Source organism: Micromonospora sp. CA-263727, assembly GCF_050942455.1.
In the GTDB taxonomy this organism is placed as follows: Bacteria; Actinomycetota; Actinomycetes; order Mycobacteriales; family Micromonosporaceae; genus Micromonospora.
Genome location: NZ_CP192031.1, coordinates 6,951,173 through 6,977,439 on the forward strand (window position 1 = coordinate 6,951,173; position 26,267 = coordinate 6,977,439).

Annotated in this window: 27 protein-coding genes and 3 tRNA genes; 20 read left to right on the plus strand and 10 right to left on the minus strand. The window is 69.1% G+C overall.

Annotated features, from left to right (window positions below; all coding sequences use genetic code 11):
• Positions 1-425 precede the first annotated feature (425 nt).
• Both ACQPYA_RS30575 and ACQPYA_RS30580 read left to right on the plus strand, forming a co-directional pair.
• Entirely contained in the window at positions 426-1,880 is a 1,455-nt protein-coding gene (locus ACQPYA_RS30575; RefSeq protein WP_433530446.1) for a tyrosine-type recombinase/integrase, read from the plus strand.
• Between the two features lie 126 nt (positions 1,881-2,006).
• A complete protein-coding gene (locus tag ACQPYA_RS30580; protein ID WP_433530447.1) occupies positions 2,007-2,417 on the plus strand; it encodes a hypothetical protein in 411 nt (136 codons plus the stop codon).
• 1,508 nt (positions 2,418-3,925) lie between these two features.
• Here ACQPYA_RS30580 and ACQPYA_RS30585 read toward each other — a convergent pair.
• Together ACQPYA_RS30585 and ACQPYA_RS30590 are read right to left on the minus strand one after the other, a co-directional pair.
• Positions 3,926-4,129, minus strand: coding sequence for a hypothetical protein (locus ACQPYA_RS30585; protein ID WP_433530448.1), 204 nt, complete (start codon positions 4,127-4,129; stop codon positions 3,926-3,928).
• Between the two features lie 721 nt (positions 4,130-4,850).
• Positions 4,851-6,239 carry an IS1380 family transposase gene (locus ACQPYA_RS30590; protein WP_433530325.1) on the minus strand — a complete coding sequence of 463 codons (1,389 nt, stop codon included), beginning with the start codon at positions 6,237-6,239 and terminating at the stop codon, positions 4,851-4,853.
• A gap of 183 nt (positions 6,240-6,422) precedes the next feature.
• Between ACQPYA_RS30590 and ACQPYA_RS30595 the strand changes: the two genes are divergently transcribed.
• Positions 6,423-7,484 (plus strand): tyrosine-type recombinase/integrase, encoded by a 1,062-nt coding sequence (locus ACQPYA_RS30595; RefSeq protein WP_433530449.1) that lies wholly within the window; start codon positions 6,423-6,425, stop codon positions 7,482-7,484.
• Between the two features lie 101 nt (positions 7,485-7,585).
• On the opposite strand, the gene ACQPYA_RS30600 is transcribed toward ACQPYA_RS30595, so the two are convergent.
• Both ACQPYA_RS30600 and ACQPYA_RS30605 read right to left on the minus strand, forming a co-directional pair.
• A tRNA-Arg gene (locus ACQPYA_RS30600) sits at positions 7,586-7,658 on the minus strand.
• 34 nt (positions 7,659-7,692) lie between these two features.
• A tRNA-Ser gene (locus tag ACQPYA_RS30605) sits at positions 7,693-7,783 on the minus strand.
• Between the two features lie 144 nt (positions 7,784-7,927).
• On the opposite strand from ACQPYA_RS30605, the gene ACQPYA_RS30610 reads away from it, so the two are divergent.
• Positions 7,928-9,511, plus strand: a complete 1,584-nt coding sequence (locus ACQPYA_RS30610; protein WP_433530450.1) for a hypothetical protein — start codon at positions 7,928-7,930, stop codon at positions 9,509-9,511.
• Here the strand turns inward: ACQPYA_RS30610 and ACQPYA_RS30615 are convergent.
• On the minus strand, positions 9,472-10,242 hold the full coding sequence (locus tag ACQPYA_RS30615) for a CPBP family intramembrane glutamic endopeptidase (protein ID WP_433530451.1): 771 nt from the start codon (positions 10,240-10,242) through the stop codon (positions 9,472-9,474). The genes ACQPYA_RS30610 and ACQPYA_RS30615 overlap by 40 nt on opposite strands.
• 153 nt (positions 10,243-10,395) lie before the next feature.
• On the opposite strand from ACQPYA_RS30615, the gene ACQPYA_RS30620 reads away from it, so the two are divergent.
• Positions 10,396-11,514 carry a globin domain-containing protein gene (locus ACQPYA_RS30620; protein WP_433530452.1) on the plus strand — a complete coding sequence of 373 codons (1,119 nt, stop codon included), beginning with the start codon at positions 10,396-10,398 and terminating at the stop codon, positions 11,512-11,514.
• Positions 11,515-11,756: 242 nt separating this feature from the next.
• Here the strand turns inward: ACQPYA_RS30620 and ACQPYA_RS30625 are convergent, their stop codons facing one another.
• Positions 11,757-13,271, minus strand: coding sequence for a peptide deformylase (locus ACQPYA_RS30625; RefSeq protein WP_433530453.1), 1,515 nt, complete (start codon positions 13,269-13,271; stop codon positions 11,757-11,759).
• Positions 13,272-13,543: 272 nt separating this feature from the next.
• On the opposite strand from ACQPYA_RS30625, the gene ACQPYA_RS30630 reads away from it, so the two are divergent.
• Positions 13,544-14,326: a hypothetical protein gene (locus tag ACQPYA_RS30630; protein WP_433530454.1), complete on the plus strand. Its 783-nt coding sequence runs from the start codon at positions 13,544-13,546 to the stop codon at positions 14,324-14,326.
• Between the two features lie 4 nt (positions 14,327-14,330).
• On the opposite strand, the gene ACQPYA_RS30635 is transcribed toward ACQPYA_RS30630, so the two are convergent.
• Positions 14,331-16,154: a hypothetical protein gene (locus ACQPYA_RS30635; protein ID WP_433530455.1), complete on the minus strand. Its 1,824-nt coding sequence runs from the start codon at positions 16,152-16,154 to the stop codon at positions 14,331-14,333.
• Positions 16,155-16,366: 212 nt separating this feature from the next.
• Here ACQPYA_RS30635 and ACQPYA_RS30640 point away from each other — a divergent pair, with 212 nt between their 5' ends.
• The gene (locus ACQPYA_RS30640; RefSeq protein ID WP_433530456.1) at positions 16,367-17,077 is read left to right on the plus strand and encodes a class I SAM-dependent methyltransferase; all 711 of its coding nucleotides are present in this window, start codon (positions 16,367-16,369) and stop codon (positions 17,075-17,077) included.
• Positions 17,078-17,203: 126 nt separating this feature from the next.
• Here the strand turns inward: ACQPYA_RS30640 and ACQPYA_RS30645 are convergent, their stop codons facing one another.
• On the minus strand, positions 17,204-17,737 hold the full coding sequence (locus tag ACQPYA_RS30645; RefSeq protein WP_433530457.1) for a YbhB/YbcL family Raf kinase inhibitor-like protein: 534 nt from the start codon (positions 17,735-17,737) through the stop codon (positions 17,204-17,206).
• 149 nt (positions 17,738-17,886) lie between these two features.
• On the opposite strand from ACQPYA_RS30645, the gene ACQPYA_RS30650 reads away from it, so the two are divergent.
• The 6 genes from ACQPYA_RS30650 to ACQPYA_RS30675 all read left to right on the plus strand — a co-directional run bounded on the left by ACQPYA_RS30650 (position 17,887) and on the right by ACQPYA_RS30675 (position 20,959).
• Positions 17,887-18,042 carry a hypothetical protein gene (locus ACQPYA_RS30650; RefSeq protein WP_433530458.1) on the plus strand — a complete coding sequence of 52 codons (156 nt, stop codon included), beginning with the start codon at positions 17,887-17,889 and terminating at the stop codon, positions 18,040-18,042.
• Positions 18,043-18,079: 37 nt separating this feature from the next.
• Positions 18,080-18,607, plus strand: coding sequence for a hypothetical protein (locus tag ACQPYA_RS30655; RefSeq protein ID WP_433530459.1), 528 nt, complete (start codon positions 18,080-18,082; stop codon positions 18,605-18,607).
• Positions 18,608-18,895: 288 nt separating this feature from the next.
• The gene (locus ACQPYA_RS30660) at positions 18,896-19,057 is read left to right on the plus strand and encodes a hypothetical protein (protein ID WP_433530460.1); all 162 of its coding nucleotides are present in this window, start codon (positions 18,896-18,898) and stop codon (positions 19,055-19,057) included.
• A 175-nt stretch (positions 19,058-19,232) separates the two neighbouring features.
• Positions 19,233-19,306, plus strand: a tRNA-Ala gene (locus ACQPYA_RS30665).
• 174 nt (positions 19,307-19,480) lie between these two features.
• Positions 19,481-19,903 (plus strand): hypothetical protein, encoded by a 423-nt coding sequence (locus tag ACQPYA_RS30670; protein WP_433530461.1) that lies wholly within the window; start codon positions 19,481-19,483, stop codon positions 19,901-19,903.
• Positions 19,904-20,584: 681 nt separating this feature from the next.
• Positions 20,585-20,959 carry a winged helix-turn-helix domain-containing protein gene (locus ACQPYA_RS30675; RefSeq protein ID WP_433530462.1) on the plus strand — a complete coding sequence of 125 codons (375 nt, stop codon included), beginning with the start codon at positions 20,585-20,587 and terminating at the stop codon, positions 20,957-20,959.
• A 13-nt stretch (positions 20,960-20,972) separates the two neighbouring features.
• On the opposite strand, the gene ACQPYA_RS30680 is transcribed toward ACQPYA_RS30675, so the two are convergent.
• Positions 20,973-21,668, minus strand: a complete 696-nt coding sequence (locus tag ACQPYA_RS30680) for an HAD family hydrolase (RefSeq protein ID WP_433530463.1) — start codon at positions 21,666-21,668, stop codon at positions 20,973-20,975.
• Positions 21,665-22,534, minus strand: a complete 870-nt coding sequence (locus tag ACQPYA_RS30685) for a winged helix-turn-helix domain-containing protein (protein ID WP_433530464.1) — start codon at positions 22,532-22,534, stop codon at positions 21,665-21,667. The genes ACQPYA_RS30680 and ACQPYA_RS30685 overlap by 4 nt, the downstream gene beginning before the upstream one ends.
• 600 nt (positions 22,535-23,134) lie before the next feature.
• Between ACQPYA_RS30685 and ACQPYA_RS30690 the strand changes: the two genes are divergently transcribed.
• The 7 genes from ACQPYA_RS30690 to ACQPYA_RS30720 all read left to right on the plus strand — a co-directional run bounded on the left by ACQPYA_RS30690 (position 23,135) and on the right by ACQPYA_RS30720 (position 26,112).
• Entirely contained in the window at positions 23,135-23,380 is a 246-nt protein-coding gene (locus tag ACQPYA_RS30690; protein WP_433530465.1) for a DUF6284 family protein, read from the plus strand.
• Positions 23,381-23,603: 223 nt separating this feature from the next.
• Complete coding sequence (locus tag ACQPYA_RS30695) at positions 23,604-23,978, plus strand: RRQRL motif-containing zinc-binding protein (protein ID WP_433530466.1); 375 nt, start codon at positions 23,604-23,606, stop codon at positions 23,976-23,978.
• Positions 23,979-24,004: 26 nt separating this feature from the next.
• The gene (locus tag ACQPYA_RS30700; protein WP_433533694.1) at positions 24,005-24,313 is read left to right on the plus strand and encodes a hypothetical protein; all 309 of its coding nucleotides are present in this window, start codon (positions 24,005-24,007) and stop codon (positions 24,311-24,313) included.
• Entirely contained in the window at positions 24,313-25,122 is an 810-nt protein-coding gene (locus ACQPYA_RS30705; protein WP_433530467.1) for an ABC transporter permease, read from the plus strand. Before ACQPYA_RS30700 ends, ACQPYA_RS30705 begins: the two co-directional genes overlap by 1 nt.
• A complete protein-coding gene (locus ACQPYA_RS30710) occupies positions 25,122-25,283 on the plus strand; it encodes a hypothetical protein (protein ID WP_433530468.1) in 162 nt (53 codons plus the stop codon). The genes ACQPYA_RS30705 and ACQPYA_RS30710 overlap by 1 nt, the downstream gene beginning before the upstream one ends.
• Before the next feature lie 92 nt (positions 25,284-25,375).
• Positions 25,376-25,807, plus strand: coding sequence for a DUF3307 domain-containing protein (locus ACQPYA_RS30715; RefSeq protein WP_433530469.1), 432 nt, complete (start codon positions 25,376-25,378; stop codon positions 25,805-25,807).
• 89 nt (positions 25,808-25,896) lie between these two features.
• The gene (locus ACQPYA_RS30720; protein ID WP_433530470.1) at positions 25,897-26,112 is read left to right on the plus strand and encodes a hypothetical protein; all 216 of its coding nucleotides are present in this window, start codon (positions 25,897-25,899) and stop codon (positions 26,110-26,112) included.
• The last annotated feature ends 155 nt before the right edge of the window (positions 26,113-26,267 follow it).

Sequence of the window (26,267 nt, forward strand, 5' to 3'; positions counted from 1 at the left end):
GCCGGCAGGAAGGCCGTCGCCATCTACGGTGTGGCCCAGCCAGGTAGGACGGTGACTTGCCGACGCATCGCACAGCGGCGAACGTCGTGGCTCGCCCGCAGTCGCATCTCATGCAGCATCCCATCGGCGCGCTGTCGATTCGCACCCGATGATGCCAGCCGCGTCCGACAATTACCGGAGTCGTACAATCGTTCTAAAATTGTTTTCGTCCGACCAGTCCATGATCGGCTTCCATGAGCCGTGACATTCGCCTGAACGTTTACCGCAAACTGCCATCGCGAGATTCCCCGACCATCAACAGGCGCGGTCGCGTTTCACCTCATTCCATTCTTACTAGACGGATGCCGAATATTTCGGGTTGAAGCCCTCAGTCGCTACCTGCGGTTTAGCGACGATGAGCCCTGACCAGATCAGAGGGAGAGATCATGAACAGTCAGGGTGTCGTCGTGAAGCGGTGTCGGTGTGTGGACCCGGAGACGGGCCGGCAGCGCGGCGTGTCCTGTCCGCAGCTGACGCAGCGCGCTCACGGCAGCTGGTACTTCCACTGCTCAACCCGCAACCTGCTCGGGCAGACCGAGCGGATCCGCCGGGGTGGCTACCCATCGGAGGCGGCGGCGCGTAAGGCGCGTGACGAGTTGCTGGCGTTGTCCCGGGAGGAGCAGGCCGGCCGGTCCTGGACGGTCACCCGCTGGTTGCGGTACTGGCTGTCGACGAGGACCCGGATCCGGCCGACGACGCGAATGCACTACACCCACGACGTCGAGCGATTCCTGATCCCGCACATCGGCCAGCTGATCCTCGGTGACCTGAACGCACGGCAGCTCGCCGCGGCGTTCGCCCAGATCGCGACAACCCGCAACCGATCCGGGCAGCTGCGGAGCCCGTGCACCTTGCAGCACATCCACACGACGCTGCGGGCGGCGCTGACCGGCGCCGTCCGCGAGGGCCTGCTCGTCACCAATCCGGCCCGCCACCTGGAGCTACCCGCGCGCCCCCGTCCACAGGCACAGGTATGGACCGAGGCCCGCGTCGCCGAGTGGAGGGCCACCGGGGAGCGGCCCACCGTCGCGGTGTGGACACCCACACAACTGGCTGCCTTCCTCGACTACGTCCGCGACGACGGCCTGTCCGCCCTGTGGTGGCTGATCGCCCTGCGGGGTCTGCGCCGCGGTGAGGCCGCCGGCCTGCGGTGGAGCGAGGTCGACCTGCACGCGGGCCAGTTGTCGGTGGTGCGGCAGCGCACCACCGCCGGCTACGACGTGCACGAGGGGCCACCGAAGTCCGCGACCAGCCGCCGCAGCGTGGCCTTGGACCAGCACACCGTGCGGGTGTTGCGCCAGCACCGCGACCGGCAAACCCAGCAGCGCGACCTGCGGGCCACGGCCGGGGAGGTGTGGCACGACAGCGGTTACGTGTTCACCGGCCCCGACGGGATGCCGATCCACCCGGGCTATCTCACCCAGCGGATGCGGCTGCTGGTCGACCGGGCTGGGCTACCGCCGATCCGGCTGCACGACCTGCGGCACGGCGCGGCGACCCTGGCGCGGGAAGCCGGCGCTGACCTCAAAGCGGTGCAGGACCAACTCGGGCACGCCACCATTCAACTGACCGCCGACATCTACACCAGCGTCCTGCCCGAGTCTCAGCGCGAGGCCGCGGAAGCCACCGCGCGTCTGGTCCTTGACGCTGCCAAACCTGGCGAGGAGATCCGGCGCCAGCTCAGCCACCATCCGAAGCCACCGCAGGAACGCCGGGCAAAGGCACGGCCGACGGCGGCACCTGCCTGCCGCCCTCGGTGGAAGCCGTCCTCAGCCACAGGAGGCGCCAAGCTTCGGTCCTCGGCAGGCCGGCGATCCGGACGGGCGCACGGATCCCGCTGACACGTGTCATCGCTGGAGTTCCGAGCGGCACGGCGACAGACGCGCATCGCCGTCACCTGCCGCCCGGAGTCCGTTGACCGTCGTCGCGGCAGAGAATCCTTTGGCGACGCGTCGTAGCATCGGCGCATGCCGACGAAGGACCAGCAGGTGAAGCATGTGGTCGAGGGGATGGCGCTAGGTGTGCTCGCGCAGGGCGTCGAAGCGGTGTCCAGCGCCAAACAGAATCTAGAGCTTGCCTTCAACCACGCCTGGAGCAGGTGGGCACCGGCGACACGCTTTCCGAGCATCGCTGGCCCCCGGACCGATCCGGGGAATCTGTTCTGGATCGGCCTGAACAGGTCCGAAGGGCGCCAGGGCACCCGTGCGGCGTGGCGCAGCGGGCGCTGGTGCGAGCCGTATGTCACCTACGAGGACTGGACCGTTGACGAGTGTCTCGAGTTTCACGCTGATGAACGGGCTTCGGTCCAGGACTGGCAGGACCTCGGCCGGCTCTTCGTTTCGCGGTTCGGGCCCGAGGAGGTCCGCCGCGTGTCGTGACCTCGATTCCCAGTAGCAGCCGGGTGGCGCGTGGCGGCATGGGGGGACTCGTTGCGTTGTTCTCGCCGGGCGCCGTACAGCCGGCTGCCGGGATGGGGGAACGCCGAGGCAGGTGTCGGCGTACAGGTCTGAGTGCAGAGGTAGGTACGGCTGCAAGTGCACACCGCGACCGTCTCGATCTACGCACGGCGACCGCCCCTTCGACGTGGCGGCGATCCGAGTCGGTGACGTTGCCTGACAGATGTTGCTGAGCCCGCCATCCCTCGACATGCGGATCTTGCCGATGAGCGCGCACGGTCGCCTTCCCGACGCAGGAGGACGACAGCCGCGATCAGCTGACGCGCACACAGCAGCTCGTCGATCCGGTTCCGTACCTGCGGGCTCAGCGCGTCCCACCAGGCGTCGTGCGCACACATGCCGCCATTGTCGCCGATCATGCCGGCGGCAAGCCGCACCGACGGACGCGGCCCTGACGTACCGTCCGGATCTGGCCGCGATCCGGGCGCCGACCCGGCTCGACTGGTAACTCAGCGTGAGTAGCGGACGGCGGGCCACTACGGCTCGCAGCCGAAGCGGCAGACGACCCGGCCTTGTGTACGTCTGGCGTACCTGAGTCTGCACTGGAACCCGTACGCCGACAGCAGGACGGTGTAGGAGTCCCCGAGCGCCGGGCACGTCGTGGATTACCTGCAGGCCTACGAGCAGCGCTACGGCCTCTGCGGCGCGTCGCCCGCTCCTGCTGCGGGAGGCGCACAGACTCTGGATCGTGGCCAACCCGGTACGTCATCTCCGCGACCAGGACGTGGCAGTGCCCGTACCTGTCAGACGTCGGGGGTCGGGAGGAGTTCGGCGGCCGGCATTTGCATGCCGTGGACTACCCTCCGCCGCTGGAGTTCCCCGGGCAGCGGGTCGTCATCGTCGGCAGGCAACTCCGGGGCGCAGATCCTGGTCACGTAGGCCAACTACGCGAGCGGATCCGCGACCTCCCACCGATCACGCCCGCGCGGCTGTGACCTGACGATCCCCGATCGCCATCAGCCGCATGGGGCTATGCGACGCCAGGCCCCTCGGCCTACCGCCCGTGGCTGGCAACCTCCTGGCTCATGGCCGCAGACGCAGCTCACAATCTCCTCAGCCAGCGCGCCGTCGCGCCTGGTTGGCCCTACCGACCGGCAACGGGAGCTGAACCATCTGGCCGACCACGTCTGCGGGTTCGCCGCGCAGGGGGTCGTTCTGGCCCGGTGACTGACTCGTATCCGCCTCAGCAACCGGGCTGTTCTTCGGTACCGCCCGCAGTCGGTCGCTCGGCGTTGACCGGTGAGCGACACCGACGCCGATCCACTCGACCAGCGGCAAGCCGCCGCCGTACGCGCGTTGGTGAAAAGCGCCGCTCGGGCCCCCTAGGAGCGTGATCCGATACGCGAGGGTCGTTCGCGAACGGCACGACCGTGGCCTCACGACGTGCCTGCAGGCCGATGGAGGCCGGCGCGGTGATCGCGCTTGGGGCGTCACGCGTCGCGGCCGGACAGGAACCGGATCACGGTGAGGACAAGGGCGCAGCAGCCGCCGAACGCGACCCCACCCGACAGCAAAGCCTGGCCGATGCTCGGCTCGATGGCCCAGGAGATCCAGCTGGTAATCGTCGCGATCAAGCCACCCGACAAGACGGCGATGACCAGGCACAACAGCCGGATCAGGGAACCACTCTCCATGCTTCCACCTTTCGCTAAACAGACTCCTCCCCAAACGGGGTGTCTGAAGACGCGTGGGAGCGATGGAGTTGTCCGTCCATGATGGCTGGCGCTAGAGCCGACCGCAAGTACTGGCAGTCGGGGGTCGCCGCCAGCTTTCGCACGGCGCGCCACGGACTGGCAGTCCGTCTACCCCTCAGCGCCTTCAGAAATAATGTGACCAGTCCTCATAAACATCTCCTTAGCGCACAAGGAAGAGGAGAATCATGGCTGGTTCGGGAACTACCTACAAGCGGTGTGGCTGCCGAAACAATAAGACGAAGAAACGACTCGAGGCCAACTGCGCGCGCCTGCCGGAACGCGGCCATGGCACTTGGTACTTCGCCTGCTCCGCGACCGACGCGTTCGGCAGGCCGGCACGTGCCCGTCGAGGTGGCTTTCGGTCCAAGGCTGCCGCCACCCAGGCGCGGAACGAGTGGCTAAGCCAGACCGGCGAAGAACGCACCGCGCAGGGATGGACCCTCGAACGGTGGCTGCGATATTGGCTGTCCACCCGCACTAAGCCTCGATCCACCGACGCGGTTCGTGCTGAGCCTGTTGAATAGTTCCGGTATTGGGCGGTTCTGGAGCAGGGTGGGGTTGCCGATTACGTGATCGGCTTGCTCCGTGCGTGGTTGCTGAGGGGTGGGACGGGGTTCGTGGCTTGTGGTCGGGCCGCTTGGTTCCGGTCGGTGTGCCGTGGTCAGCTGGGTGCGGGGTGGACGGCGGTGAACAGGTTGTCGAACGCGGCCTGCCAGGGCCAGTAGTCGGGTAGGTGCAGGTGAACGGTCCGGGCCCGGTGGGCGAGGCGGGCGGCGACGGTGATGATCCGGGCTCGGATCGTCGCGGTGCGGGCGGTCGGCCAGGTGCCGGCGGCGAGGTGTCCGGCTGTGCGGGTGAGGTTGTGGGCGATGCCGGCGCAGGTCAGCCAGGCGTTGTTGGCGTTGAACCGGCCCGATGGCAGGTGCGCGAGTGGCCCGCCGATCAGGTCCGCGTTGACCTGCTCGATGACAGCGTGGTGACGGTGCTGGGCTTCGGCCTGGATCAGGGTGAACGGGCTGTCGGTGAACACCGCGTGATAGCGGTAGGCGGGCAGGAGTTCTTCCTGGCCCGGGGCTTGGGTCGGGTCGTCGCGGCGGACCCGGCGCACGATCAGCCGGGCGGTCACCGCGTGTCGGCTGCCGGCGAACGCGGTGTAGGTGGTCTCGGCGATCTGCGCGTCGGAGATCCACCGCTGGGCGTCGTCGTCCCAGACCGCCTGCGGATATTTGATGTCGATCCACTGGTCTGCGCTGATGTTCTCGCATGCGGTGCGGATCTTCGCGTCGATGCGGGTGGTGACGGAGAACCGCACGTCACGGCGCCGGCAGGTGCTGATGACGGTCTTGGCGTAGAACGCCGAGTCGGCCCGAACCACGATCTCGCCGGTAGCGCCGCACGCACGGGCGGTGGTGATCGTCTCGGCGATCATGCTGGCGGCGCCGCGAGCGGAACCGGCGTTACCGGCGCGCAGCCGGGTCGCGGCGATCACCGGCGCCGACAGCGGCGTGGACAGCGTCGCGACCAGCGGGTTGTAGCCGCGTAGCCGCACGTTGTAGCCGCCGACCTTGGCGTGACCGAACCCGATGCCCTGTTTCTGCTTGCCGTAGACCCGGCGCAGCATCGAGTCGATGTCCACAAAGCACAGCACGCCAGCACCGGCCAGGATCGGCGCCCGCTTCGACAGCCCGATCAGGGTGTCGCGGGCCGCGGCCTGCAACTGGCGCACGTGCCCGTGGGTGAAGGTCCGCAGGAACGACCCCAGCGTCGACGGCGCGTACACGCTGGTGAACAACGACCGCATACCCCCGTGCCGGGCGACGTCGAGGTCATCGATGCTGTCCGCCCCGGCGAGCATCCCGGACACGATCGTGGCGACCTTGCCCGCCGGGTTCGCGCCCTTGTCCGTCGGCACGCTCACCCGCTCGGCGACCGCGTCATACAGGCCCGCCTGCTCGGCAAGGCGCATCACCGAAACCAGGCCGGCACACGACACCAGATTTGGATCATCGAACGTCACGGCCGTCACCGGCGCGCCATAGCGTAATCTCACTTACGAGGTGCCCTCTCGAACCGAGTGATAGAAGCTTCGCAACTCCTATCCTTCCAGTTCAGAGGGCACCTTCTATATCCGGGGTCCTGCAGAGCCGACCTTCATCGGTGGATCGAGGCTAAGATCAAGGACACCACCAGGGCCCAGTACACCCGCAACGTCGAACAGTTCCTCATCCCGCACATGGGCAGGATCACCCTGGCCGAGCTCAACATTCGCCGAATCCGCAGCGGCTTCGACGACATCGCACACACCACCAACGGACGCGGCCAGCCACAGTCGCCCTCATGCCTGCAGCATCTGCGGACCACTCTTCGCGCGGCACTCAACCTCGCTGTCCGGGAGGGACTCCTCGACGCCAACCCGATTCGGCACCTCGAACTCCCGTCCTACCGCAAGCCACACGCCCAGGTCTGGACACCGGCACGCGTCGCGGAGTGGAGGGCAACCGGTCGACGACCGTCGGTGGCTGTCTGGACCGCGCCTCATCTCGCTGCGTTCCTCGACGCGGTCACCACCGACCGGCTCTTCGCCCTGTGGTGGCTCATCGCCCTACGCGGCCTACGTCGCGGCGAGGCATGCGGCCTGCGCTGGTCCGACATCGACCTCGACCATGGTGTGCTGTTCATCTTCCGCAGCCGCACCGTCGTCGACTACCAGGTCATCGAAGGAGAACCCAAAACGGCCGCCAGCACGCGCGCCGTCGCTCTCGACAAACACACCGTGGCCGTACTCCGCGAGCACCTACGCCGCCAGCGTCAGCAACAGGCCGCCCGCGAGACGGCAGGCAGAGCCTGTTACGACAGCGGCTACGTGTTCATCCGCCCCGATGGCAGGCCGCTGCACCCCGAATACGCCACACGGCACTTCAGTCGACTAGTCAAGCGAGCCGACATCCCACCGATCCGTCTCCACGACCTCCGCCACGGCGCCGCGTCCCTCGCCCACGAAGCCGGTGCCGATCTCAAGACCGTGCAAGATCAGCTCGGCCACGCAAGCATCGTCACCACCGCTGACACCTACACCAGCGTCCTGCCAGATACCCAGCGTAGGAGCGCCGAAGCCACTGCCCGACTAGTTCTCGCCGCAGCCCGCCGCACCCGCGAAAAGATCAGGAAGCGGGGCCAAAGCAGCCGCCCCACACCCCGCCCAAAAAGCAAGCGCACTACCCGTCAAGCACCAGTGACCCCACCACATAAGAGCAGGTCAACGCCTACGCGATCCAAGCGAAACTACGGAAAGTGACGGCGCCCACATGACACCCAGGCGACACCCACTGTCCGACCGGGACGATCAACAAAAAACGCCTGACCGCGTTTCCGCAGGTCAGGCGTCTTATGATCTTGCGCGCCCGAAGGGACTCGAACCCCTAACCTTCTGATCCGTAGTCAGATGCTCTATCCGTTGAGCTACGGGCGCTGGTGCTCGGCCAGTCTACACACCGGCTTTCGCGCGGAGACTCCGGGATTCGAACCCGGGAGGGGCTTTAAGACCCCAACCGCATTAGCAGTGCGGCGCCATAGACCAGACTAGGCGAAGTCTCCCCGGTGGCCCGCAGACCACCGGGCCCGAGGATACAGGCCCCGGCCTGCCCGGAGCAAAGCGACTACCGCAACAAGCCGTTCGCGGACCGATGCCAGTGGTTCCCCCGCTGTGCGCCGCCGTGATCGGGACTACGCTCCATCGGCATGCAGGAGCAGCCGCCCAGCGAGCAGACCCGCCGAGAACCTGCTGAGGGAGCGCGTCGACGTACCCCGAAGGCGACCTTCACGCCGCCTCCGGCACCGCCGCCGGTGCAGGATGACGAGCAGGGCGACCCCGACGGGCCGCGCCCTCGGCGGGCGAAGGCCGCGCCGAGCGTGCTTTTCCAGCCGCCGCCCGCCCCGGAGCAGCCGCTGCCCCGCCAACTCCGACCGGCGGCGTCCGGTTCGCCGGCCGCCCCCGCGCCGCCGTTCGCGGTCACGGCACCGGCCCCGGCCGGGACGTCGGACTCCGCGCCGACGCGGAGTGGCCAGAGCAGGGCCGCCCGGCCGGACTCGCCGGGATCAGGCACCAAGGGACCAGACACCAAGGGATCAGGCAACGTGGAAGCGCGCGCCGCAGGGCCGAACACCGCCGGACCGGCCGAGGTCGGGAAGGCACCGGCCCGGAAGGCGCCGGCGAAGAAGACGGCGGCGAGGGCGGTCACCCCGCCCGACACGACCGTCGAGCAGGCTCAGACTTCCGTGGCGGCTGCACCGGCCAAGGCGGTGCCGGCCCGGAAGGCGACCAGGAAAGCGGCGCCAGCCGGAGTTGCCGCCAACGGGGAAACCGGTGCAACGGATGCCGAACTCACCCCGTCCACGACGCCCCCGGCAAAGGCCGTGCCGGCCCGGAAGGCAGCACCACGCCGCAAGGCCGCGAAGAAGGCTGCCGCGCCTGCGGCCGTTCAGACCACCACCGGGACCGAGGCCACTTCCGTACCACCAGCCGAAGCCGCCATCGCGACCGAGGCGACCTCCGCGCCGCCGCCGGAGACGGTCGAAATCACGGCGGGATCCGTGCCGCCGGCCGGGCCCGCTGCCAGCGGCGCTGGGCAGGGCGCAGATTCGGAGCTGCGGGTGCTCGTGGCGCGGGTGCTCGACCACCCGGGTTTCGCGCCGGAGTTGCTGGCGCTGACGGCGGTCGAGGCGCTCGGCCCGCGCGCGGGCGAGTGGGCGCGGGGGTTGCGGGAGACGTACCCGGAGGCGGGTGGGGACGGCCTGGCCCTGCTGGCCAGCCGGCGGTTCCTTCGGCAGGCCGGGATCGGTGGGGCGACCGCGGCGCTGGCCGGCGCCTTCGCCCCGGTGGTCGAGCTTGCCGCGGTGCTCTGGTCGCAGTCGAACCTGGTGTTGCACCTGGCGGCGGCCTACCACCATGATCCGGTGCATCCGGACCGGGCGGCCGAGCTGCTCGTGCTGACCCAGGTGCACCCGGACGAGGCGAGCGCCCGTTCGGCGTTGGCGGCGGCCCGGGCGGCGGACGGGCCGGGCGAACAGCCGGGGGCGAGGGCGGCCGAGGCGGCCTGGCGGTTGGCCGCACCGTTGGCCGCGCAGGCTCGTGGCTGGCTGGCCCTGCGGCTGGCGTCCCGGCTGCTGCCCGGTGCCGCGCTGCTCACCGCCGCGGCCGGCAACTCGGCGGCGGCGCAACGCCTGGCCGCCCGCGCCACGGCCGCCTACCGACCGCCCCGCCGCCCCCGCACCGGGGAACGGGGTCAGAGCCAGTCGAACCAGTCCCGGGGAAGCAGGCTGTAGCCGACGAAGGCGACGATGTCGAGCAGGGCGTGCGCCACGATCAACGGCATCACCCGGCGGATACGCAGGTAGCAGAGGCTGAACAGCACGCCCATCACCGCGTTGCCGACGAACGCGCCGAAGCCCTGGTAGAGGTGGTAGGAGGCGCGTAGCAGCGCGCTGGTGGCGATGATCACGCCGACCCGCCAGTGGAGCTGGCGCAGTCGGGTCATCAGGTAGCCGACGACGATCACCTCCTCCAGGATGGAGTTCTGGAACGCGGCGAGGATCAGCACCGGCACCGTCCACCAGAGGTCGGGCAGCGCGGCCGGCACCAGGGTGGCGTTGAGGCCGAGCTGGGCGGCTGCCCAGAACAGCGCCAGGCCGGGCAGTCCGATCAGCGCGGCCAGCCCGACGCCCTGGGCGAGGTCGGCACCGGGCCGCCGGGCGTCCAGGCCGAGGGTCCGCACCGGGTCGCCGGGGTCCCGGGTCAGCAGGTGTACGGCGAGCAGCACCGGCAGCAGCGCGAAGACGATGCCGAGCAGCTGGTACGTGAGATCGAGGTATGGCCGGGCCGACGCGGAGGTGTTCAGCGCGGCGGTCTGCCGGGACAGTCCGCCCTCCGCGGTCAGCTTCGCGATGATCGACACCGTGGCGTAGACGGCGGACTGGCCGAGGGAGAGTCCGAGCACCAGCATCGTCTCGGTGCCGAGTGTCCGGCGGGACACCGGGCGGGTGAGCTCAACGGTCACCGGACCACTCTGCCTGACCGGAGGCGCTGGTGACACCCGCCCACCACTGAGCGGCCCTCACGATGCGGTCGCACATTCTGTGCGACCTTCATACACGCTCCGTGGACATTCTATGGGGGCCCGATCCGCCGTCAGAAGTAAGGAGCGCCCCCGGTGGACAACTTCGCGCGGCTGCTGAAGGAGAGCTGGACCCTGGTCGAGGAGGACCGGGTACGGCTGAGCGGTCACTTCTACGCCCGGCTCTTCCTCCTCGACCCCGAGCTGCGCAAGCTCTTCCCGGTGCAGATGACCGGGCAGGGCGACCGGCTGCTCGAAGCGATCATCACGGCGATCCACACGGTGGACGACCCGGAGGGCTTCGACGAGTTCCTCCGCGCGCTCGGCCGGGACCACCGCAAGTACCACGTCGAGGCCGCGCACTACGACACCATGGGCGTCGCGTTGCTCGACGCGCTGCGCAGCACCGCCGGGGACGGCTGGAACCTGGAGTACGACCAGGCGTGGCGGGACGCGTACGCGGCGATCGCGGAGAAGATGCTGGCCGGCGCGGCGGCGGACGCCAATCCGCCGTTCTGGCACGCCGAGGTACTGACCCACGAGCGGTACGGCCCGGACACCGCCGTCTTCACCTGCCGGGCGTTGCAGTACCCGCTCTCCTGGAAGGCGGGGCAGTACGTCAGCGTCGAGGCACCCCGCTACCACCCCCGGGTGTGGCGGACGTACTCGGTGGCCAACGCCCCGAACGACGACAACGTGCTGGAGTTCCACGTCCGTACGCCCGAGGGGGCCGGCTGGCTCTCCGGTGCCCTGGTCCGCCGGGTGAAGCCGGGCGACCTGCTGCGGGTGGCCGCCCCGATGGGCTCGATGACGCTGGACCGCTCGTCGGAGCGGGACATTCTCTGCGTCGCCGGGGGCGTCGGGCTGGCCCCGATCAAGGCCCTGGTGGAGGAGTTGGCCGGGTTCAACCGGGCCCGCTGGGTGCACGTCTTCTACGGCGCCCGGACCGAGGCGGACCTCTACGGGCTCGACGGGTTGCGGGAGCTGGTCGCCGCCCACCCGTGGCTCTCGGTGACCCCGGCGTGCAGCGACGACCCGGACTTCGACGGCGAGCAGGGTGACGTCTCCGACGTGGTGGCCCGATACGGCCCGTGGACGACGCACGACTGTTACGTCTCCGGTTCGGTGGCGATGGTCCGCTCGACGCTGCGGGTGCTCGCCGCCGATGACGTCCCGCCGCAGCACACCCGGTACGACACCTTCGGCAACCTGTAGCCGCAACCGTTCCGCAGCCTCTGGAGCTTTTCTCCCCCCGAACCGGGGCGCGTGCCCCTGCCCCCTGGGGCACGCGCCCCGGTCCCCCCGATCGGGCGGACCGGCACCGCCCCCACGACCACGCCGGCGCCGGCCGTAGTTCCCACCTGGCGCCGGCGTGGTCGTGCAGAAACAAACGCCACACCTGCGCCGGCCGCGGTTCCCACCCGGCGCGGGCGTGGTCGTGCAACAACTTGCCGAGGTCAGTACCGCCAGGGGTGGCCGGACTCCCGGTATTCCTCGATCGGCACCAGCGGCACCCCCGGGGCCATCCGGTCGACGTAGAGCCGGCCCTCCAGGTGGTCGATCTCGTGCGCCACCAGCCGGGCCATGCCGAACTCGAACGAGGTGATGACCCGACCGCCGTCGAACTGCGCGTGTTCCACGTCCAGCCGCAGCGGCCGTGGCACCAGCCCCCGATGGTCGAAGAAGGAGAGGCAGCCCTCGTACTGCTCGTCGGTGTCCGGGGCGGCGTCCACCACCCGGGGATTGAGCAGCACCACGGGCTCGGCTGCCCGGTCGGGCGGGCGGACCACGGCCGCGGCGCGACCGATGTCGAGCTGCGGGGCGGCGATCCCGACCCCCTTGGTGAACGGGTGCAGTTCGTCCAGCCGGGCCAGCGCGGTGACCAGCCGGTCGACGATCTCCCGGGCGGCCTGTTCCTCGCGCGGCAGGTCGAACGGGCGGGCCGGCTGCCGCAGCAGGTCGGCGCCGCGCTGGACGATGCCGAGCCCGCGCATCCGGTCGGACGGCCGGACCCGGCCGCCCTCCGGCTCGGGATCGGGCTGCGCGCGGAAGCGCCACTGCATCCGGTACCGGGCGTTCAGCGGTGGGTCGTCGGTCGCCCAGTCGAAGATCGCCCGGTCGCCCTCGTCGCGCCGGGTTACCGCGGTGCGCAGCGGGCCCTCCTCCGCCGAGAGCGAAGTCTCCGCACCCCAGACCTGAGGGTCCAGCGCCACCGGTAGGTCCAGGCTCACGGCGAGCTGCCGGGTCGGTACGCGTACCGCGCGCTGGAACCAGGGGCCCCACTTGTCCTGTCCGACGGTGTACGCGTACTCGATGGTGGCGCGGCGGCCCGGGTAGAGCGGGAACCTGCGGTCGGAGTTCTCGAAGAGCAGCCAGATCTCCTTGAACGCGTCCCGGTCGTGTTTGGCCCGCCAGTGCATGGCCTCGCGCTCGCCGGCTTCCTCCCGGTAGGCGCTCAGTTGCAGCTCGGCGAAGGTGAGCGGGTGTTCCCGGTGGTGCCGGTTGGAGCGGCCCGGATCGTTGGGGTAGCGGTCCACGGCGACCCGGACCAGGTAGCGGGTGACCGGGTCGGTGCCGGCGTTGTACAGCTCGCGGCGGATGACGCAGCGGTACGCGTTGTCGATGTGGGTGAGGTTGGCCGTCTCACGTTCGACGATCAGGCCGGTGCCGGGCGGCATCCACTGGCCGGGGAGGGTGGCTTCCCGATGGTTGCGTTCGGTGCGGGCGTGCCGCAGGTCGTCGTACTCCCGGAAGCGCTGCCAGATGGCGCCGCTGGCCTCCAGGACGGCCTCGGCGCGGCGCGCGAAGTCCTCGGTGGGTCGGTGTCGTCGCCCCTCGACGTGGCTGACGTACGACGGGTCGAAGCCCATCAGGTTGGCTAGCTGTTTCTTGGATAGCCCCCGCTCCGTCCGGTGCCGTGCGAGTTCGGCGGCGAAGGAGTCGGCAGCCCGATCGAGCGGTGAGGTCGTCATCAGCTTCCTCGTGGCCGGTTGCACCAAGTTTCACGTTCAGTCGCCGGACACGCACAGAACTGGCATCTTCTCGACAAGACGCTTGACCGATGGGCGATTTCTGGCGATACTGCCCCGAGTTTCCAGACGCTCACCCTGGGTAATCACCACCATCGGGTGACCTGGGCCTCCCGCCTTCCGCCCATCCACGGGTTTCCCGCCGCCGAACAGTGTGGTTAGGCTAGCCTTAGTTCGACCAGAGGGGTCTCGAACGGGGGTGGAGCGTGACAGCCATGCTGCCCGTCCACGCCCCCGCCGCGCCGCTGGCGCCGGTCACCGCGTCCCTGCGGGCCATGTTCGGCACCGACGACCTGCCGGGGCTCGCACCGGGACTGGTGGTCGCCGACGAGACCGGCTGGGCGCCGGCGACAACCCTGACCGAGGGCGACCGCCTGCCGGCACTGCTCGAATCGGCCGTCCGTCTCTGGGGTGGCACCCCGCACGCCTCCGCCGCGCTGGCGTGGAAGTTGTACAGCTACTGGGTGGGGCTGCCGGTGGCGCTCGGTTGGGCCGCGGCTCGGCGCGTACCGCTGCTCGATCCGGCGGAGACGCTCGTCCACTTCGCGGACCAGCGCGCCCTGGTGACCCTGGGCCTGCGCCGGTCGACCCCGGTCGCGGTGCTGCCCAACGACCCGCTGGCGCTCGCCGACCTGCCCGAGGTCTGGGTGGTGGCCGACGAGCGGGAGTTGCTCGCGGCGCTGCGCGCCACGCTGCTGGACGCGCACCTGTCTCCGATGATCGCCGCGATCCAGGGCGAGGTACGCATCGGCACCCGCACCCTGCTCGGTTCGGTGGCGTCCGGCATCGCGCAGGGGCTGTTGCAGGCCGCCGACGGGTTGCCCGGCTCGGCGGTCGAGGCGGTCGAGACGCTGCTCGCCGAACTCGACCTCGCCGACCTGGTGGAGCTGGTGCCGGGCCCGAACGGGGAGCCGACCGTGCAGCGGCACACCTGCTGCCTGGCCTTCACCCTGCCCAAGCCGAAGGTCTGCCAGGGTTGCTGCATCCGCAGCGCCTGACCGGTCAACCGGTCAGCGGCCGGACGTCCCACAGCCACACGCCACCGGTACGGATCGGCTCGATCCCGGTCAGCGCGGTCATTCCCTGCCGCAGCGCGTCGGCGTGCTCGTGCGGACCCAGGATCACCACGCCGGCGCGCCAGTAGCGCAGGTCCGCCACCGCCTCCTGCCGGGTCTGGGCGGTGATCGCCGGCACCTCGCCGGTACGGCGGATGGTGGCGAAGAAGCTGCTGGTCGGGCGCGGCGGCGCGGTGAACAGGGCGACCCTGTCCTCGCCGGGCCGGGTGTCCGGGCCGAGGAAGTATCCGCGGGCGATCCGCATCTCGGTCCGGGTCTGCGCGGCCCAGCGCAGCGGCTCGGCGTACTCGGTGTCGGGCAGCGGCAGGGTCACCACGCTGCGACCGCCGGCCAGGTAGGGACGCCAGGCCCCGGAGGTGACGAACTCGGGTGTCGGTTCGAGACGTTTGGTCGGCAGGGGCGTGGGCAGCACCGGGACGAGCGCCATCGCCAGCACGGTCACCGTGGCGAAGCGGATCTGCGGTCGCCGGTCCGGGTACCGGGCGGCGAGGTGCCGGACCCGTTCGGCACCGTACGCGAGCAGCAGCCCGATGATCGGGGTGATGGCCAGCGCCCAGCGGGTCGGCACCACCGAGTGCAGCACCGGGAGATCCTCCAGCGCGGCCCACGGCCCGGGGATGCCGGTGCCCCGGCGGTCGAAGCGGATCTCCCGGCCCAGGGAGAGCACCGCGAAGAGCAGCCCCAGCACGGCCAGCCCGATCACCACCACGTTGCGGCGCAGCCACCACACCAGCGCCACCACCAGGATCACCAGCGGCCAGCCGAAGAAGGCGTTCTCCTCGGTGGGGTTCTTGGCCAGACCGGCGGCGCTGCGCGCGTCGCCGGCCAGCGACTCGCGGGAGTACGCGAAGAACGAGGCGAGGTCGGTGGAGTAGCCCCGGATCAGCCAGGAGAGCCCGTTGTAGGCACCCGGGCCGAAGAACTGGACGTAGAGCGGGTAGGCCAGCAGGACGGCGGAGAGCACGCTCGCCACGCCGAGTCCGGCGAGGAACGATCGGGCCCGGCCCCGTAGCTCGGGCCGGCCGATCACCAGCGCCACGATCACCACGCCGAGACCGATCGCGGTCATCAGCAGGATCTCCAGGTTCAGGAACGCCTGCCAGACGATCACCAGCGCGAGCAGGACGCCGTTGCGCAGCCAGCGGCCGGGCTCGGCCAGCCGCAGGGTGCGCCAGATGATCAGGGGGACCACGAACTGCGACACGATGTTCGGGTGCGCGTTGGCGTGCGAAACCATCGCCGGCGCGTACGCGCAGAACGTCGCGCCCAGCCAGGCCGGCCCGCGGGCGCCGACGAGCACCCGGGACAGCACGAAGTACCAGGCGGTCGCCGTGGCGATCATCCCGAAGGTGAGGAAGACCAGAAACGCGGCGCGGGTGCCGAGAAGCACGGTGATCGGCGTCATCGGCAATGAAACGGATAAAACGGAGGTATTCGCCATGAGGTTGACGGATTCCGGCACGTTCATCCGGTCCGAGGAGAACGGGTAGGCGAACTCGGTGACGACCCGCGCGCCGTGCGCCATCATCCACTGGAATTGCGCCATATCGGTAGAATTATCCCGAATACCGTCGGCCGGGTTCAGCCACATCCGTGCGGTGACCCAGAATCCGAGGGCCGCGAAGCTCGCCACGGCCACGACATCCTTCCACCGCCCTGACCTGGGCCGATGCCCGCCGCGCGGCGCATCGCCCGCAGCCTCTCCCGCCCCGGACTCCTCGGCAGGGTGGCCCGATTCAGGAGTAGTCATAGCAATTCGGAGCGTAGCTGGCCTATCGGGCCACCGTGCACGCTTCGGGCTACTGGCGTAACATCTCCCAGGTTCGCTGACCACCACCGATCGTGCACTACCCCCCGACCGTAATTCGGCCACCGCGGGCCCCGATATTCCCGCTCTCCGGGCGAGTGATTCACTCAGTCGGTCCTGGCGCGAGGTCGAGTCGTATCGTGAGGAATCGACGCATGACAGAAATCACTGGGGATCAGCGCGTGCAGTCCGAGGTGCTGGAGGGCCTTGCCACAGCGGTCAACCACCGACGTTGGTTCGTCGAGCTGGCCGTGCCCTACCTCGGTGACAACCCGATCGAGATCGGCAGCGGCCTCGGCGACTACGCCCTGGAGTGGGCCGAGCACTTTCCCCGGTTCACCGCCACCGAGGCCGACCCGGACCGCCTGGTCGCGCTCAAGGAACGCCTCGCCGACCGGCCGGCCATCGAGGTACGCCAGATGCTGCTGCCCAACTCGGAGCGGGGCGACTACAGCGCCGCGGTGTCGTACAACGTGCTGGAGCACATCGAGGACCACGTCGAGGCGCTGCGCAGCATGGGCAGCCTGGTCCGACCCGGTGGAGCCGTGGTCATCATCGTGCCGGCGTTCCAGTTCGCGATGGGCCCGGCCGACATCGCCACCGGCCACGTGCGGCGCTACACGAAGAAGACCCTCTCTGCGGCGATGACCGAGGCGGGCCTGCGGGTGGAGAAGATCCACTACGCCAACGCGCTCGGCCTGATCGGCTACTTCATGGCCACCAAGGTCTTCCGCCTGATGCCGAAGGAGGGCCCGATGGTGAAGGTCTACGACACCCTGGTCCTTCCCGCCACCAAGGCCGCCGAGCAGCTCGCCCGCCCGCCCTTCGGCCAGTCCGTCTTCGCCGTGGCCCGCACCCCTGCCTAGCTTCCCCCTCCCCGCCCCCGCCCACACACCGCGCGCAGTGTTGATCAAGAGGCTTGCGTCAGTATCGGGGCTGACGCTGACGCAAACCTCTTGATCAACACTGCGCGCGGTGTGTGGGCGGTGGAGTTACGGGTGGGTCTGGTAGGTGGGGCGGATGGTGGCCCGCGCGAGGGTGTGGAAGGTCAGGTTGAAGCCGACGTAGGCGGGGGTCGCCTCGGGGGTCAGGCCGAGGCTCTCCACGTCGAGAGCGTGCACCGCGAAGACGTACCGGTGCGGACGGTCACCGGGCGGCGGCGCGGCACCGCCGAAACCCTGCTCCCCGTAGTCGTTGCGCACGCTGAACGCGCCGCGCAGGTCCTCGCCGGAGGCGCCGCGCGGCAACTCCGTCACGCCGGCCGGCAGGTCGACCAGCACCCAGTGCCAGAAGCCGCTGCCGGTCGGCGCGTCCGGGTCGAAGCAGGTCACCGCGAAGCCCTTGGTCTCCGCCGGAAAACCCGACCAGGCCAACTGCGGCGAGACGTTGCCGCCCCCGGTGCTGCCGTGCGCGTGGGCCGCATCCATCGGCTCGCCGTTCTGCACGTCGTCGCTGGTCAGAGTGAATGCCGCGACGGTCGGCAGCAGCTCGTACGGGTCCGGGGCGATCGGTCGTTCGAGGGTCATCGACACAGGTCCTTCCGGTGGAAGTGGTGTTCTGCGCACCTTTCATACCCTGTAGAGCGACGGCATTCGAGAAAACCGGTGCCGTGTCCGCCGTATCCGAGATCACCTCACCCGGGGTGTCGCCCCCCGACGTCCACCGAAGGAGTCTCTTGGCCGGGATCTGGCGCGACTTCCTCACCGCCCTGGTCGAGGCCGTCCGCCGCCGCGACACGCAGCCGTCCGCCGACGAACGTCGCCGGGCGGTGGAGAAGCTCGCCGACCAGAGAATCCGCGAGGACCAGCGGAAACGCCCCCCGGAGCACTGAAGATCCGCCACCTGTCGTCGCCGAGTAACCTCCCCCTGTGATCGCGATGTCGCCTACCCCACGGCCAGCGCGCGCCCGAGCCGCGACCGCCGTGGCAATCGCCGTCGGGATCGCCTGCGTCGGTGTGCCAGCCGGACAGGCGGTGGTGCGGACAATCGAGGCCGGCCGAGGCGAGCAGACTGCGGCGGCAGCGGCAAACGCCTACCTCGTCGCGGTCTTCGAGTCGGGTGACAGTCTCGACATCAACCGGTGCCTGTGCGCCGAAAACCGCGACAAGCTGTTTCGGGAAGCTCTGGACCTCCGCAAGCAGGTCGCGCCACATGCCCCGTTCGGCGTCACGGTCACGTCCTCCAACTGGCAGCCGAACGACACGGACGACACGGTCTCCGCGCTGGTGAACTTGCAGATCACGCAGATCGATTCGACGACGGGCGGGCTGACCTTCATCGAGGGCACCGCCCACGAGTGGCGTTTTCTGACCAGAAAAGAGCAGGGCATGAGCGGCGGGTGGAAGGTCTGCCGCATCGACGCCCCGCCACTGTGCGGCACACTCCTCCGCTGCTAGTGCCGGGCCGGTGCCCTGGTCAGCGAGTGCCCAGGTCGTGCGTCGGCGGAGGGTGTGGGATTCGAACCCACGAAGACATCGCTGCCTTACCGGTTTTCAAGACCACGAGATTCACGGCGTTGACCTGCTGCTACACGACCGACCGGCAAGCATGCGACACGAATACGACATAAGTGCGACTTGGGCCGCTTGTGTCGCTCTCGGGTTTCGTCGCACGAGTGTGCTAGAACCAGCAGATCCGGATGATCCATAGGAGGTGATCATCCCTGCATCAAAGTTGGAGGACGCATGAACCCGAAGGCGCTGATCATCAATCTCGCTGTCGGCACGGTGGTGACTTGGGCCACCAGCAAGATCGTGAAGGAGCTGAGGATTCCTGTATACGCGGCACCACTTGTGGGCACCGCCGTCACCGTGGCTGTCAACAGCGCCGCCAAGCGGCTGCGCTGACGACTGGCGGGCCGCTGTGCGGAGCTGGGCGGCCCGCTCGCCACTCCCATGATCTTGCTTCCGGGCCTGCTGGCTCGCCTGGCACCACGGTCGATTCCTGCCTCTCCACGCTTCTTGCCACTCCAGAGCTACCCGCCTATGATTCTCGTAGCCTTCGGGCAGCTGACCACTTCGTGGCCTGGTAGCTCAATGGATAGAGCGTCCCTTTCGCAAGGGGAGGGTTGCGGGTTCGAGTCCCGCTCAGGATTGGGAGGGTGGGGGCAGGCTTGGCCTCCACCACTTCCCTTCAGCTTGACCATCCCGGATCACCTGTGCGTGCCGCCGAAGGCGCGCTCGAACCTGGCGTTGACTGACCAGACCGGCCCACCCGCCAGGCTGCTGTTCATACCGGATCGAAGGCGGTCGCCGGATTGCATCCACTGAGTGGAGGAGCGGGTCGCAACTCGTGATTCGAGCGAGCCCGAGCGGTCTGCTGCGGCCTCTCGTTTTGCTCGGGATGTCCTGGTCAACGTGCTTGCAAACCTAATTGCGAGCGCCGTGATCTATCTGTTGGGTGCAGCCGGCGGCCTGTTACCTAAGTCTCCCTACCTGATCTGGACGTCCGTAGCGATCCTTCTCATGGCAGTTGGCGTGGGCCTCGCCGTGTTGAGCCAGTTTCTTCCGCGTGGTCCGAACCGGAGGATGGTTTTCGGTATTTCGCTCATTCCGTTTGGTGTCGCCGGAGTTCTGATTCCGTTTTTCTCCGAGAATCTTGACGCCAGCAACAGGGTGGTCATCCCGGCCAGCGGCGTTGCTGCGGTCGTGAACGGGGTGATCTTTATTCTCCTGGCCCGCCGGGATCGGTGAACAGGGCGTCGCTGAAGCCCGCCAACCCGGCATAACTCGCCGCGAAGCCCCGGATTCCCGTCGTTGCACGCGGTCCGGGGCTTCCTTAACGCATCCTCAGCGCTACGGCGCGAGCCTCTTCGTTACTCAGGGGCAACCACCAACAGAACCGGCGGACGATCTCTATGGGGTCCGGCCCGCCTGGGCGTCCCCTTAGGTCACGGATCGCCGCCGGAAGGACTTCGGACACCAGCGGCAGATAGGTGCACGCGTCCCTCAGTGGAATCGCCAGCAACTGAGGACAGGGCCATGGGTCCCGGCATCCCTGACACACCCAGTCGGGGCTACCGGCGACGTGCCCCCTGATGTCGGCCGAGATCACTAGCGCTTCCCGACCGTCCGGAACTCCGGCCCGGTGATGAGCAAGCCGGCATAGCCGGGGGTCTGGCGTTGCGATGAGGTTTTGGGCTGCCACTCGTCACAGAAACGGTGGCTCACGCTTCGTACGTCGGGAAACAGGATTTTCCTCCCTGCGATGGCCTGCCCCGACCGGTTCGGCAGGAACCGGTCGGGGCAGGGATACCGCCGCATTGGGGCGAGTTTGGGTCTCTACGTCCAATACAGCGGGCTAACGCTACCGTACCCTACGTAGATTGGTACGTACAGACATGCGTTCGTACGTGGTCACCTACGGTCAGGGTTGTGATCGCCTTCGACCCGGAGCGGGCAATCTGGCGTCAGATTGCCGACGACATTCGCCACAAGGTGGCGACGGGTGAGTACGCGGCAGGATCGAGACTTCCCAGCGAGACTGATCTATCGCAGGGCTACGGCGTCAGTCGGACAACCATTCGCACCGTGATCGCCGCTCTGAGGAGTGACGGCGTGGCGGTGGTCGAACAGCGACCGGGCCACCCGCGATCAACGTACATACGTGCGGAAAGCCCGATTCAAGACGTCACGATCGGCCCGAACGACTCCGTGACGTACAACGGCGTTGGCACGGTGATGATCACCAGAGCCGCTGGCGACGTGGAGACCTACGAAGCAGGTGACGTGCGGATCGTCGGGCAGTGACATCGGCTCGAACTCATCCACCGGACCGCTCCATAAGAACCCCGGCGATCACGGCCATGCTCGTGATCACCACGTCTGCCCCCGCGCCCCGGAACGCCTCAACCTTTGTCGGCCGATTCGCGTAGCCAATCACTCGCACCCCGGCGGCACGAGCCCCGTCGATGTCCGACAGGGAGTCGCCCACCAGCACGCACCGGACCGCCGGACCGCCGACAGCGCGCACGGCTTGCAGGATCGGTTCCGGGTTGGGCTTCATTCGGTCTGGTTCGGCGTACGCCCGGCCGACAATCGGTGAGACGTACGCGGCGAGCCTGTGTGCTGCCAGGTAGGCGCTCACCGCGCCGGCTGAGTTGTTGCTGACCACCGCCACCGGCATTCCGGCTTGCCGCGCCGCAACGATGACTTCCCGGCCGTACGGTGTGGGTTCGGCAGTCTCGACGGCTCGGCGTTCGGCCGCACACAGCGCGTCCTCTACCGCCCGCGTGACGCCCTGGTCGCCGGCCGCGCCGGTACGCCGCAGCACTTCAAGCGGATCTGGCTCGCTAGCGAGATCCGGCGGCACGTCGACCTCATGCCGCCGGAGTACGTCGACCAGCTCGGCGGCAACCTGCGGCGCTGGGTACCCCGCGAAGATTCCGCACACCGGGCCGTCGAAGTCGAGTAAGAGTGCGTCAACGTCGCCGAGCAGTCGGCTGAGGTCGGCGTTCATGCGTCGTACCGGTAGGCGATTGTCGACCACACCGAGTCGAACCATTGGCGGGAAGCCTCCACGAACTGCGTGCCGTGTGAGGTGTCGCTGTCGTCGGTCACGGCGTAGTGGAACAGCGGCACGTCCTTGCCCATCAGGTCATAGATAGCCATCGGTTCACCCTTGATCGACACGGTGCGCTCCACGACTGGATAGAAGCCGTAGAAGACCTCTTCGTTGTTGAGGATGTAGAGCTTGAACAGCGGGGACGCCCGATGTAGCCGCACTTCGACGGCCGTAGACCGGACTAGGCCGAGGTCGCCTAGCTCGGTTACCTGGTCGATGATGCCGTCTGCGGCGCGTCGGGTGATCCGTTCTGCGCGTTCGCGTACTGCCGGATCGTCGGATTGTGTCTCCGCGCGGGACGGCAACGCCATCGGGGCAGTCATGTCGGAGATCAGGATTCGTACGGTAATCGCCTCTGGCGCGAGCCTGCCCACCCGCACCTTGTCGAGGGTTTCGGCTAGCGCGTCGCGCAGCGTCTCGCCGGAGAAGCCGGCGAAGTCGATGGTGACGTGGGGCCGCTCGAAGGCGGCTTCGATGTGCGGGCGCAGCTCGACGGCCCGCTGTGTCTGTGCTCGGACGAACGCGCCGCTTCCCTGCCGAGACACGATCAGCCGCTCGGTCCGGAGCAGGTCTAGGGCTCGCTTGACTGTCTCGCGCGCCACGCCGTAGCGGGCGGCCAGCTCCGGTTGTGACGGCAGCTTGTCACCGGGGGCAAGCCGGCGCGTGAGGATGGCCGCCCGCAGCTTGTTCGCGATCTGCTGCGACGCCTGTTTCGGGTCATCGGGGTCAAGTTCACCAAGGAAATCCAGGTTCTCGGTCACAACATCACAGTAGCTCTGACTAGCCAAGTTAGGAAAGTTTGCCACCTTGCCTTGACCTGACTAGCCAAGACGGCTTACGTTCATCTCGTCGCACCTGGCTAGCCAGGAACGACAAGCCGGCTGGTTGCTGCGTCGGCGTTGCGGCTTTGGCTGCGGCGCTCGCGAACGGGCCGCCGTGTGGCTGTTCGTTGACATCTCCCATAGCAGAAGCACCGCGTTTGATCTGGTTTGCGGTATTCCCGCCTTGAGTCACACGGTGGCCGACCTCGGTAGATCCCGAGCGAGCGGGCCGAGCGGGCCGGATTTTGGCGCGCGGAACGTCTTCTGCCTTCTCTGCACCTGGCCCCGGGGTGGGGTGTCGCGCTGCTTCGGCGTGTGCCCTCACCCCGGGTTTCCCGTCTTCATTCCTGCCTTGTGGAGGTGAGCCGTCATGACCGTGAGCGTCTTCGCTGCCGTCCGTGTGACCACCAAGAACAGCGCCACCTGGAAGACCTGCGCCGGCTGCGGACAGCTCGCTCCGCTGGCTTCCGACGAGCGTCACTGCCGGTCCTGCCGGCCGGCGTCGCGCTCTCGCCGTTCTGGAAGGACCCGTCAGAAGTGATGACCGACCGCGACACCGCCACCGCCGAACCGACCCCGGCCGAGTTGGCCGCGATCGATGCGGAGTGGCCGTTGATCGCCGCTGAGTTGGACGTGTTGGACGCGGAGATCACGCTGCTCTACGCCGACGACCGTGGCGGCCCGACCGCTCTGGACTGGCGTAGGTTGCGGCGGGCCGAGTCCCGCGTGACCCGCGCCGCCGCCGAGGTGTCCGCGCCGCCCGTCGCTCGCAGGGCGGTGGTGTGATGCGTAAGCCGGCCGTTCGTTTCGATGCCCGTGACCCCGGTCGCTGTGCGACGTGTGGCGACCCGCTGGCGTGGGTCGGCAACCCCGGATCGGACCGTATCCACGCGTGGTCTGGCCGGCTTGGGCTCGGACCGGAGTACCCCTACGGCCACGACGCGCTGCCCATGGTTAGCGCCGCCGCCGAGGTGGCGACCCGTACCGCCGACCCGCACCGCGCGACCTGATGGCCCGCACCCGCGCCGTCTTCCACGACCCGGACGGCACCCGGTACGGAATCCCCACCTTCTGGTGGCAGGGTGCGCCGCCGGGCTACGCCACCCGCCGTCAACTGCGCGCCGCCGGGCTGCGGCCCGCCGGTCAGCCGGTGGCCGCGCAGGTCCTCTGGCGCGGTGTCGGCGGTACCCGGACGGCCTACCTGTACCGGCTGGACTTGGCCCGGCCGAAGCGGACCGCGACCCCGGCGCAGCTGCGCGCCATCGCGGCGGCGTTGACCGCCCGCCGCACCTGCCCTACCTGCGGTGTGGTGCGGCCCTACTGCATTTCGCGCTCGCTCGGTGAGTGCGTCCCCTGCGCCTACCCCGAAGGAGAGTCCCTGTGAACACCCGTAAGAGTCGCCGTGCCGTCATGGCCGAGTTGCTGCTGTTCGCCGACCCGACCGGCATTCGCGTCCACACCGATGGCGTGTCGCTGGCGGTCGACTTCGACAGCATCGCCGAGCTGCGCTCGTGGCTGCACCTGGCCGGGCTCAACGACCCGGACCTGCTCACCGCCGAGCGCGAGAGCACCGACGACGACGGTCGGCACCGCCGGACGATGAACGCCTACCCGACCTGGCATGGGTGGGAGATCTACGCCCACGCCGTCGATTACACCACCAGCCCCGACCTGGCCCCGGCCACGGTCGCCCGGCTTGCCGCGTTGGCGGTGGGCTGATGACTGCCCCCATGCTGTCGGCGTACCCGAAGCCGGTGGACGACCTACTACCCGCCGCGCGGGACCTGGCCGCCCAGCTCGGCGAGGTCCCGTCCCGCAACCGCATCAAGAAGGAGCTGCGGGTGGGCGGGCCGAAGGCCGACGCGATCCTGGCCGAGCTGACCCGAACCCCGGTGCCCGACCCGCCGGCCGACAGCGACCCCGCCCCGGAGCCCACCGCTTCGGTGGCGGACCCGACCGGGCCCACCCCGCCCGCCACGGCCGACCTCGCCCCGGTGGTGGACCCGACGCCGGCCGACGACGACGCCCCGACGCCGGTCATCGCGCAGCCCGCACCCGTCGCGGACCTGGGCACCAACATCACGTCCCGGCCGCCCCGGCGGCCGGTGGTGTGGCCGGTGGTACTCATGGCATTGGGCGCGTTCGTGGCCGTCTGGTCCGGATGGGTCGGACTCGGCAAGCTCACCGGGTTCGGGAAGGTGGACCTGCTGCCCGGAATCGTGGAACCGGGTTCATGGGCCACCATCGACAGCGCGATCACCCTACCGATCGGGGTAGAGGCGTACGCCGCGTACGCGCTGTACGTGTGGCTGTCCGGCAGGGTGCCGACCCGCGCGCGGACGTTCGCCAAGTGGTCCGCGCTGGCCTCCCTCGCGGTCGGCGCGCTCGGCCAGGTCGCCTACCACCTACTCACCGCCTACGGCGTCACCGCCGCCCCGTGGTGGATCACCACCCTCGTGTCCTGCCTGCCCGTCGCCGTGCTCGGCATGGGAGCCGCCCTGGCCCACCTCGTCAGGGAGGAGCACTGATGTCCGGCAAAAAGCCCACCGTCCCGAACACGATCAGCGACCGGCAGATGGCTGACCTGAGCCGACGCGCCCAGCAGGCCAACCCGTCCATGTTCACCGATGCCGCGATCAAGCGGCGGCTGGCCTCACAGGACCAGCAGCGCAAGGCCGACCAGTCCTGACCCCGCCCGGCGGCACAGCCCTACGGCCTGGAAACCAGTGCCGTGCCGCCGGCCCACCCCCTCAGCCGAATCGACCTCGGGAGTTGCCTCTCATGTTCGCAGACCCGACCGGCGGTGGCGCTACCGCGTTCGCCGCCGTGTTCGCCGCCCTCTACGCCGCGCACCAGGTCGCCGACCACTGGGTGCAAACCCAGCACCAGGCCGACTGCAAGAGCGAGCCCGGCTGGGCGGGCCGTATCGCCTGCGCCGCCCACGTCGTCACCTACACCGCCACCGCCGGTATCGCCCTGACCGTGCTGATCCTCGCCACCGGGCTGCGCCTCGATCCCTGGGGCGTCGCCGTCGGGCTGGCCGTCTCGGCGGTGTCGCACTACATCGCCGACCGGCGCACCCCGCTGCGTCGCCTCGCCGAACTGCTGGGCAAGGACCCGCACTGGCTCGCCCGCGGTGGCGGCATGTACGCCCTCGATCAGTCCTGGCACACCGGGTGGCTGTTCCTCGCCGCCCTGTTCTGCGCGGCCTGACCGCTTCCGCCACCACCGGCCCACCCGGGCCGGTGGTGTGCGGTGGCTGTCAGACCCGCTGACAGCCACCACCCGAGAGGAATCCGCCTGTGGCGATCTCGTCCTGCAACCAGTGCGGCAAGGGCTTCCGCAGCGTCTCCATCGACGACACCGGAACCCTCGCGATCTGCACCGCCGGGCACTACAACTTCGACCCCGCCACCGCCACCAGCGGCGGCACCGTCCACACCGGCAGCATCACCGTGACCGGCCAGTCCGCGATCGGCAACGGCGCGACCGCCATCGGCAGCCGCAAACGGCGCTGACCTGCCCGGCAGCACGGCCCTGCGGCCGTCTGACAGCCAAGGTCTTGTTCCGACCAGGGTCTAGTTCTGACTCGCTTCACCGCGCACCCACCCACACGACCGTGGGCGGGTGCGCGGGGTGTGGCCAGTCAGCCGACCGGCCAAAAGGGCGGCCC

What these genes read in the sequence shown, in the direction of transcription:
- ACQPYA_RS30575 (WP_433530446.1), top strand. Translation starts at nt 426, where the DNA reads ATGAACAGTCAGGGTGTCGTCGTGAAGCGGTGTCGGTGTGTGGACCCG.
- ACQPYA_RS30580 (WP_433530447.1), top strand. Translation starts at nt 2,007, where the DNA reads ATGCCGACGAAGGACCAGCAGGTGAAGCATGTGGTCGAGGGGATGGCG.
- ACQPYA_RS30585 (WP_433530448.1), bottom strand. Translation starts at nt 4,129, where the DNA reads ATGGAGAGTGGTTCCCTGATCCGGCTGTTGTGCCTGGTCATCGCCGTC.
- ACQPYA_RS30595 (WP_433530449.1), top strand. Translation starts at nt 6,423, where the DNA reads ATGGGCAGGATCACCCTGGCCGAGCTCAACATTCGCCGAATCCGCAGC.
- ACQPYA_RS30610 (WP_433530450.1), top strand. Translation starts at nt 7,928, where the DNA reads ATGCAGGAGCAGCCGCCCAGCGAGCAGACCCGCCGAGAACCTGCTGAG.
- ACQPYA_RS30625 (WP_433530453.1), bottom strand. Translation starts at nt 13,271, where the DNA reads ATGACGACCTCACCGCTCGATCGGGCTGCCGACTCCTTCGCCGCCGAA.
- ACQPYA_RS30630 (WP_433530454.1), top strand. Translation starts at nt 13,544, where the DNA reads ATGCTGCCCGTCCACGCCCCCGCCGCGCCGCTGGCGCCGGTCACCGCG.
- ACQPYA_RS30635 (WP_433530455.1), bottom strand. Translation starts at nt 16,154, where the DNA reads ATGACTACTCCTGAATCGGGCCACCCTGCCGAGGAGTCCGGGGCGGGA.
- ACQPYA_RS30640 (WP_433530456.1), top strand. Translation starts at nt 16,367, where the DNA reads ATGACAGAAATCACTGGGGATCAGCGCGTGCAGTCCGAGGTGCTGGAG.
- ACQPYA_RS30645 (WP_433530457.1), bottom strand. Translation starts at nt 17,737, where the DNA reads ATGACCCTCGAACGACCGATCGCCCCGGACCCGTACGAGCTGCTGCCG.
- ACQPYA_RS30660 (WP_433530460.1), top strand. Translation starts at nt 18,896, where the DNA reads ATGAACCCGAAGGCGCTGATCATCAATCTCGCTGTCGGCACGGTGGTG.
- ACQPYA_RS30680 (WP_433530463.1), bottom strand. Translation starts at nt 21,668, where the DNA reads ATGAACGCCGACCTCAGCCGACTGCTCGGCGACGTTGACGCACTCTTA.
- ACQPYA_RS30690 (WP_433530465.1), top strand. Translation starts at nt 23,135, where the DNA reads ATGACCGACCGCGACACCGCCACCGCCGAACCGACCCCGGCCGAGTTG.
- ACQPYA_RS30695 (WP_433530466.1), top strand. Translation starts at nt 23,604, where the DNA reads ATGGCCCGCACCCGCGCCGTCTTCCACGACCCGGACGGCACCCGGTAC.
- ACQPYA_RS30700 (WP_433533694.1), top strand. Translation starts at nt 24,005, where the DNA reads ATGGCCGAGTTGCTGCTGTTCGCCGACCCGACCGGCATTCGCGTCCAC.
- ACQPYA_RS30705 (WP_433530467.1), top strand. Translation starts at nt 24,313, where the DNA reads ATGACTGCCCCCATGCTGTCGGCGTACCCGAAGCCGGTGGACGACCTA.
- ACQPYA_RS30710 (WP_433530468.1), top strand. Translation starts at nt 25,122, where the DNA reads ATGTCCGGCAAAAAGCCCACCGTCCCGAACACGATCAGCGACCGGCAG.
- ACQPYA_RS30715 (WP_433530469.1), top strand. Translation starts at nt 25,376, where the DNA reads ATGTTCGCAGACCCGACCGGCGGTGGCGCTACCGCGTTCGCCGCCGTG.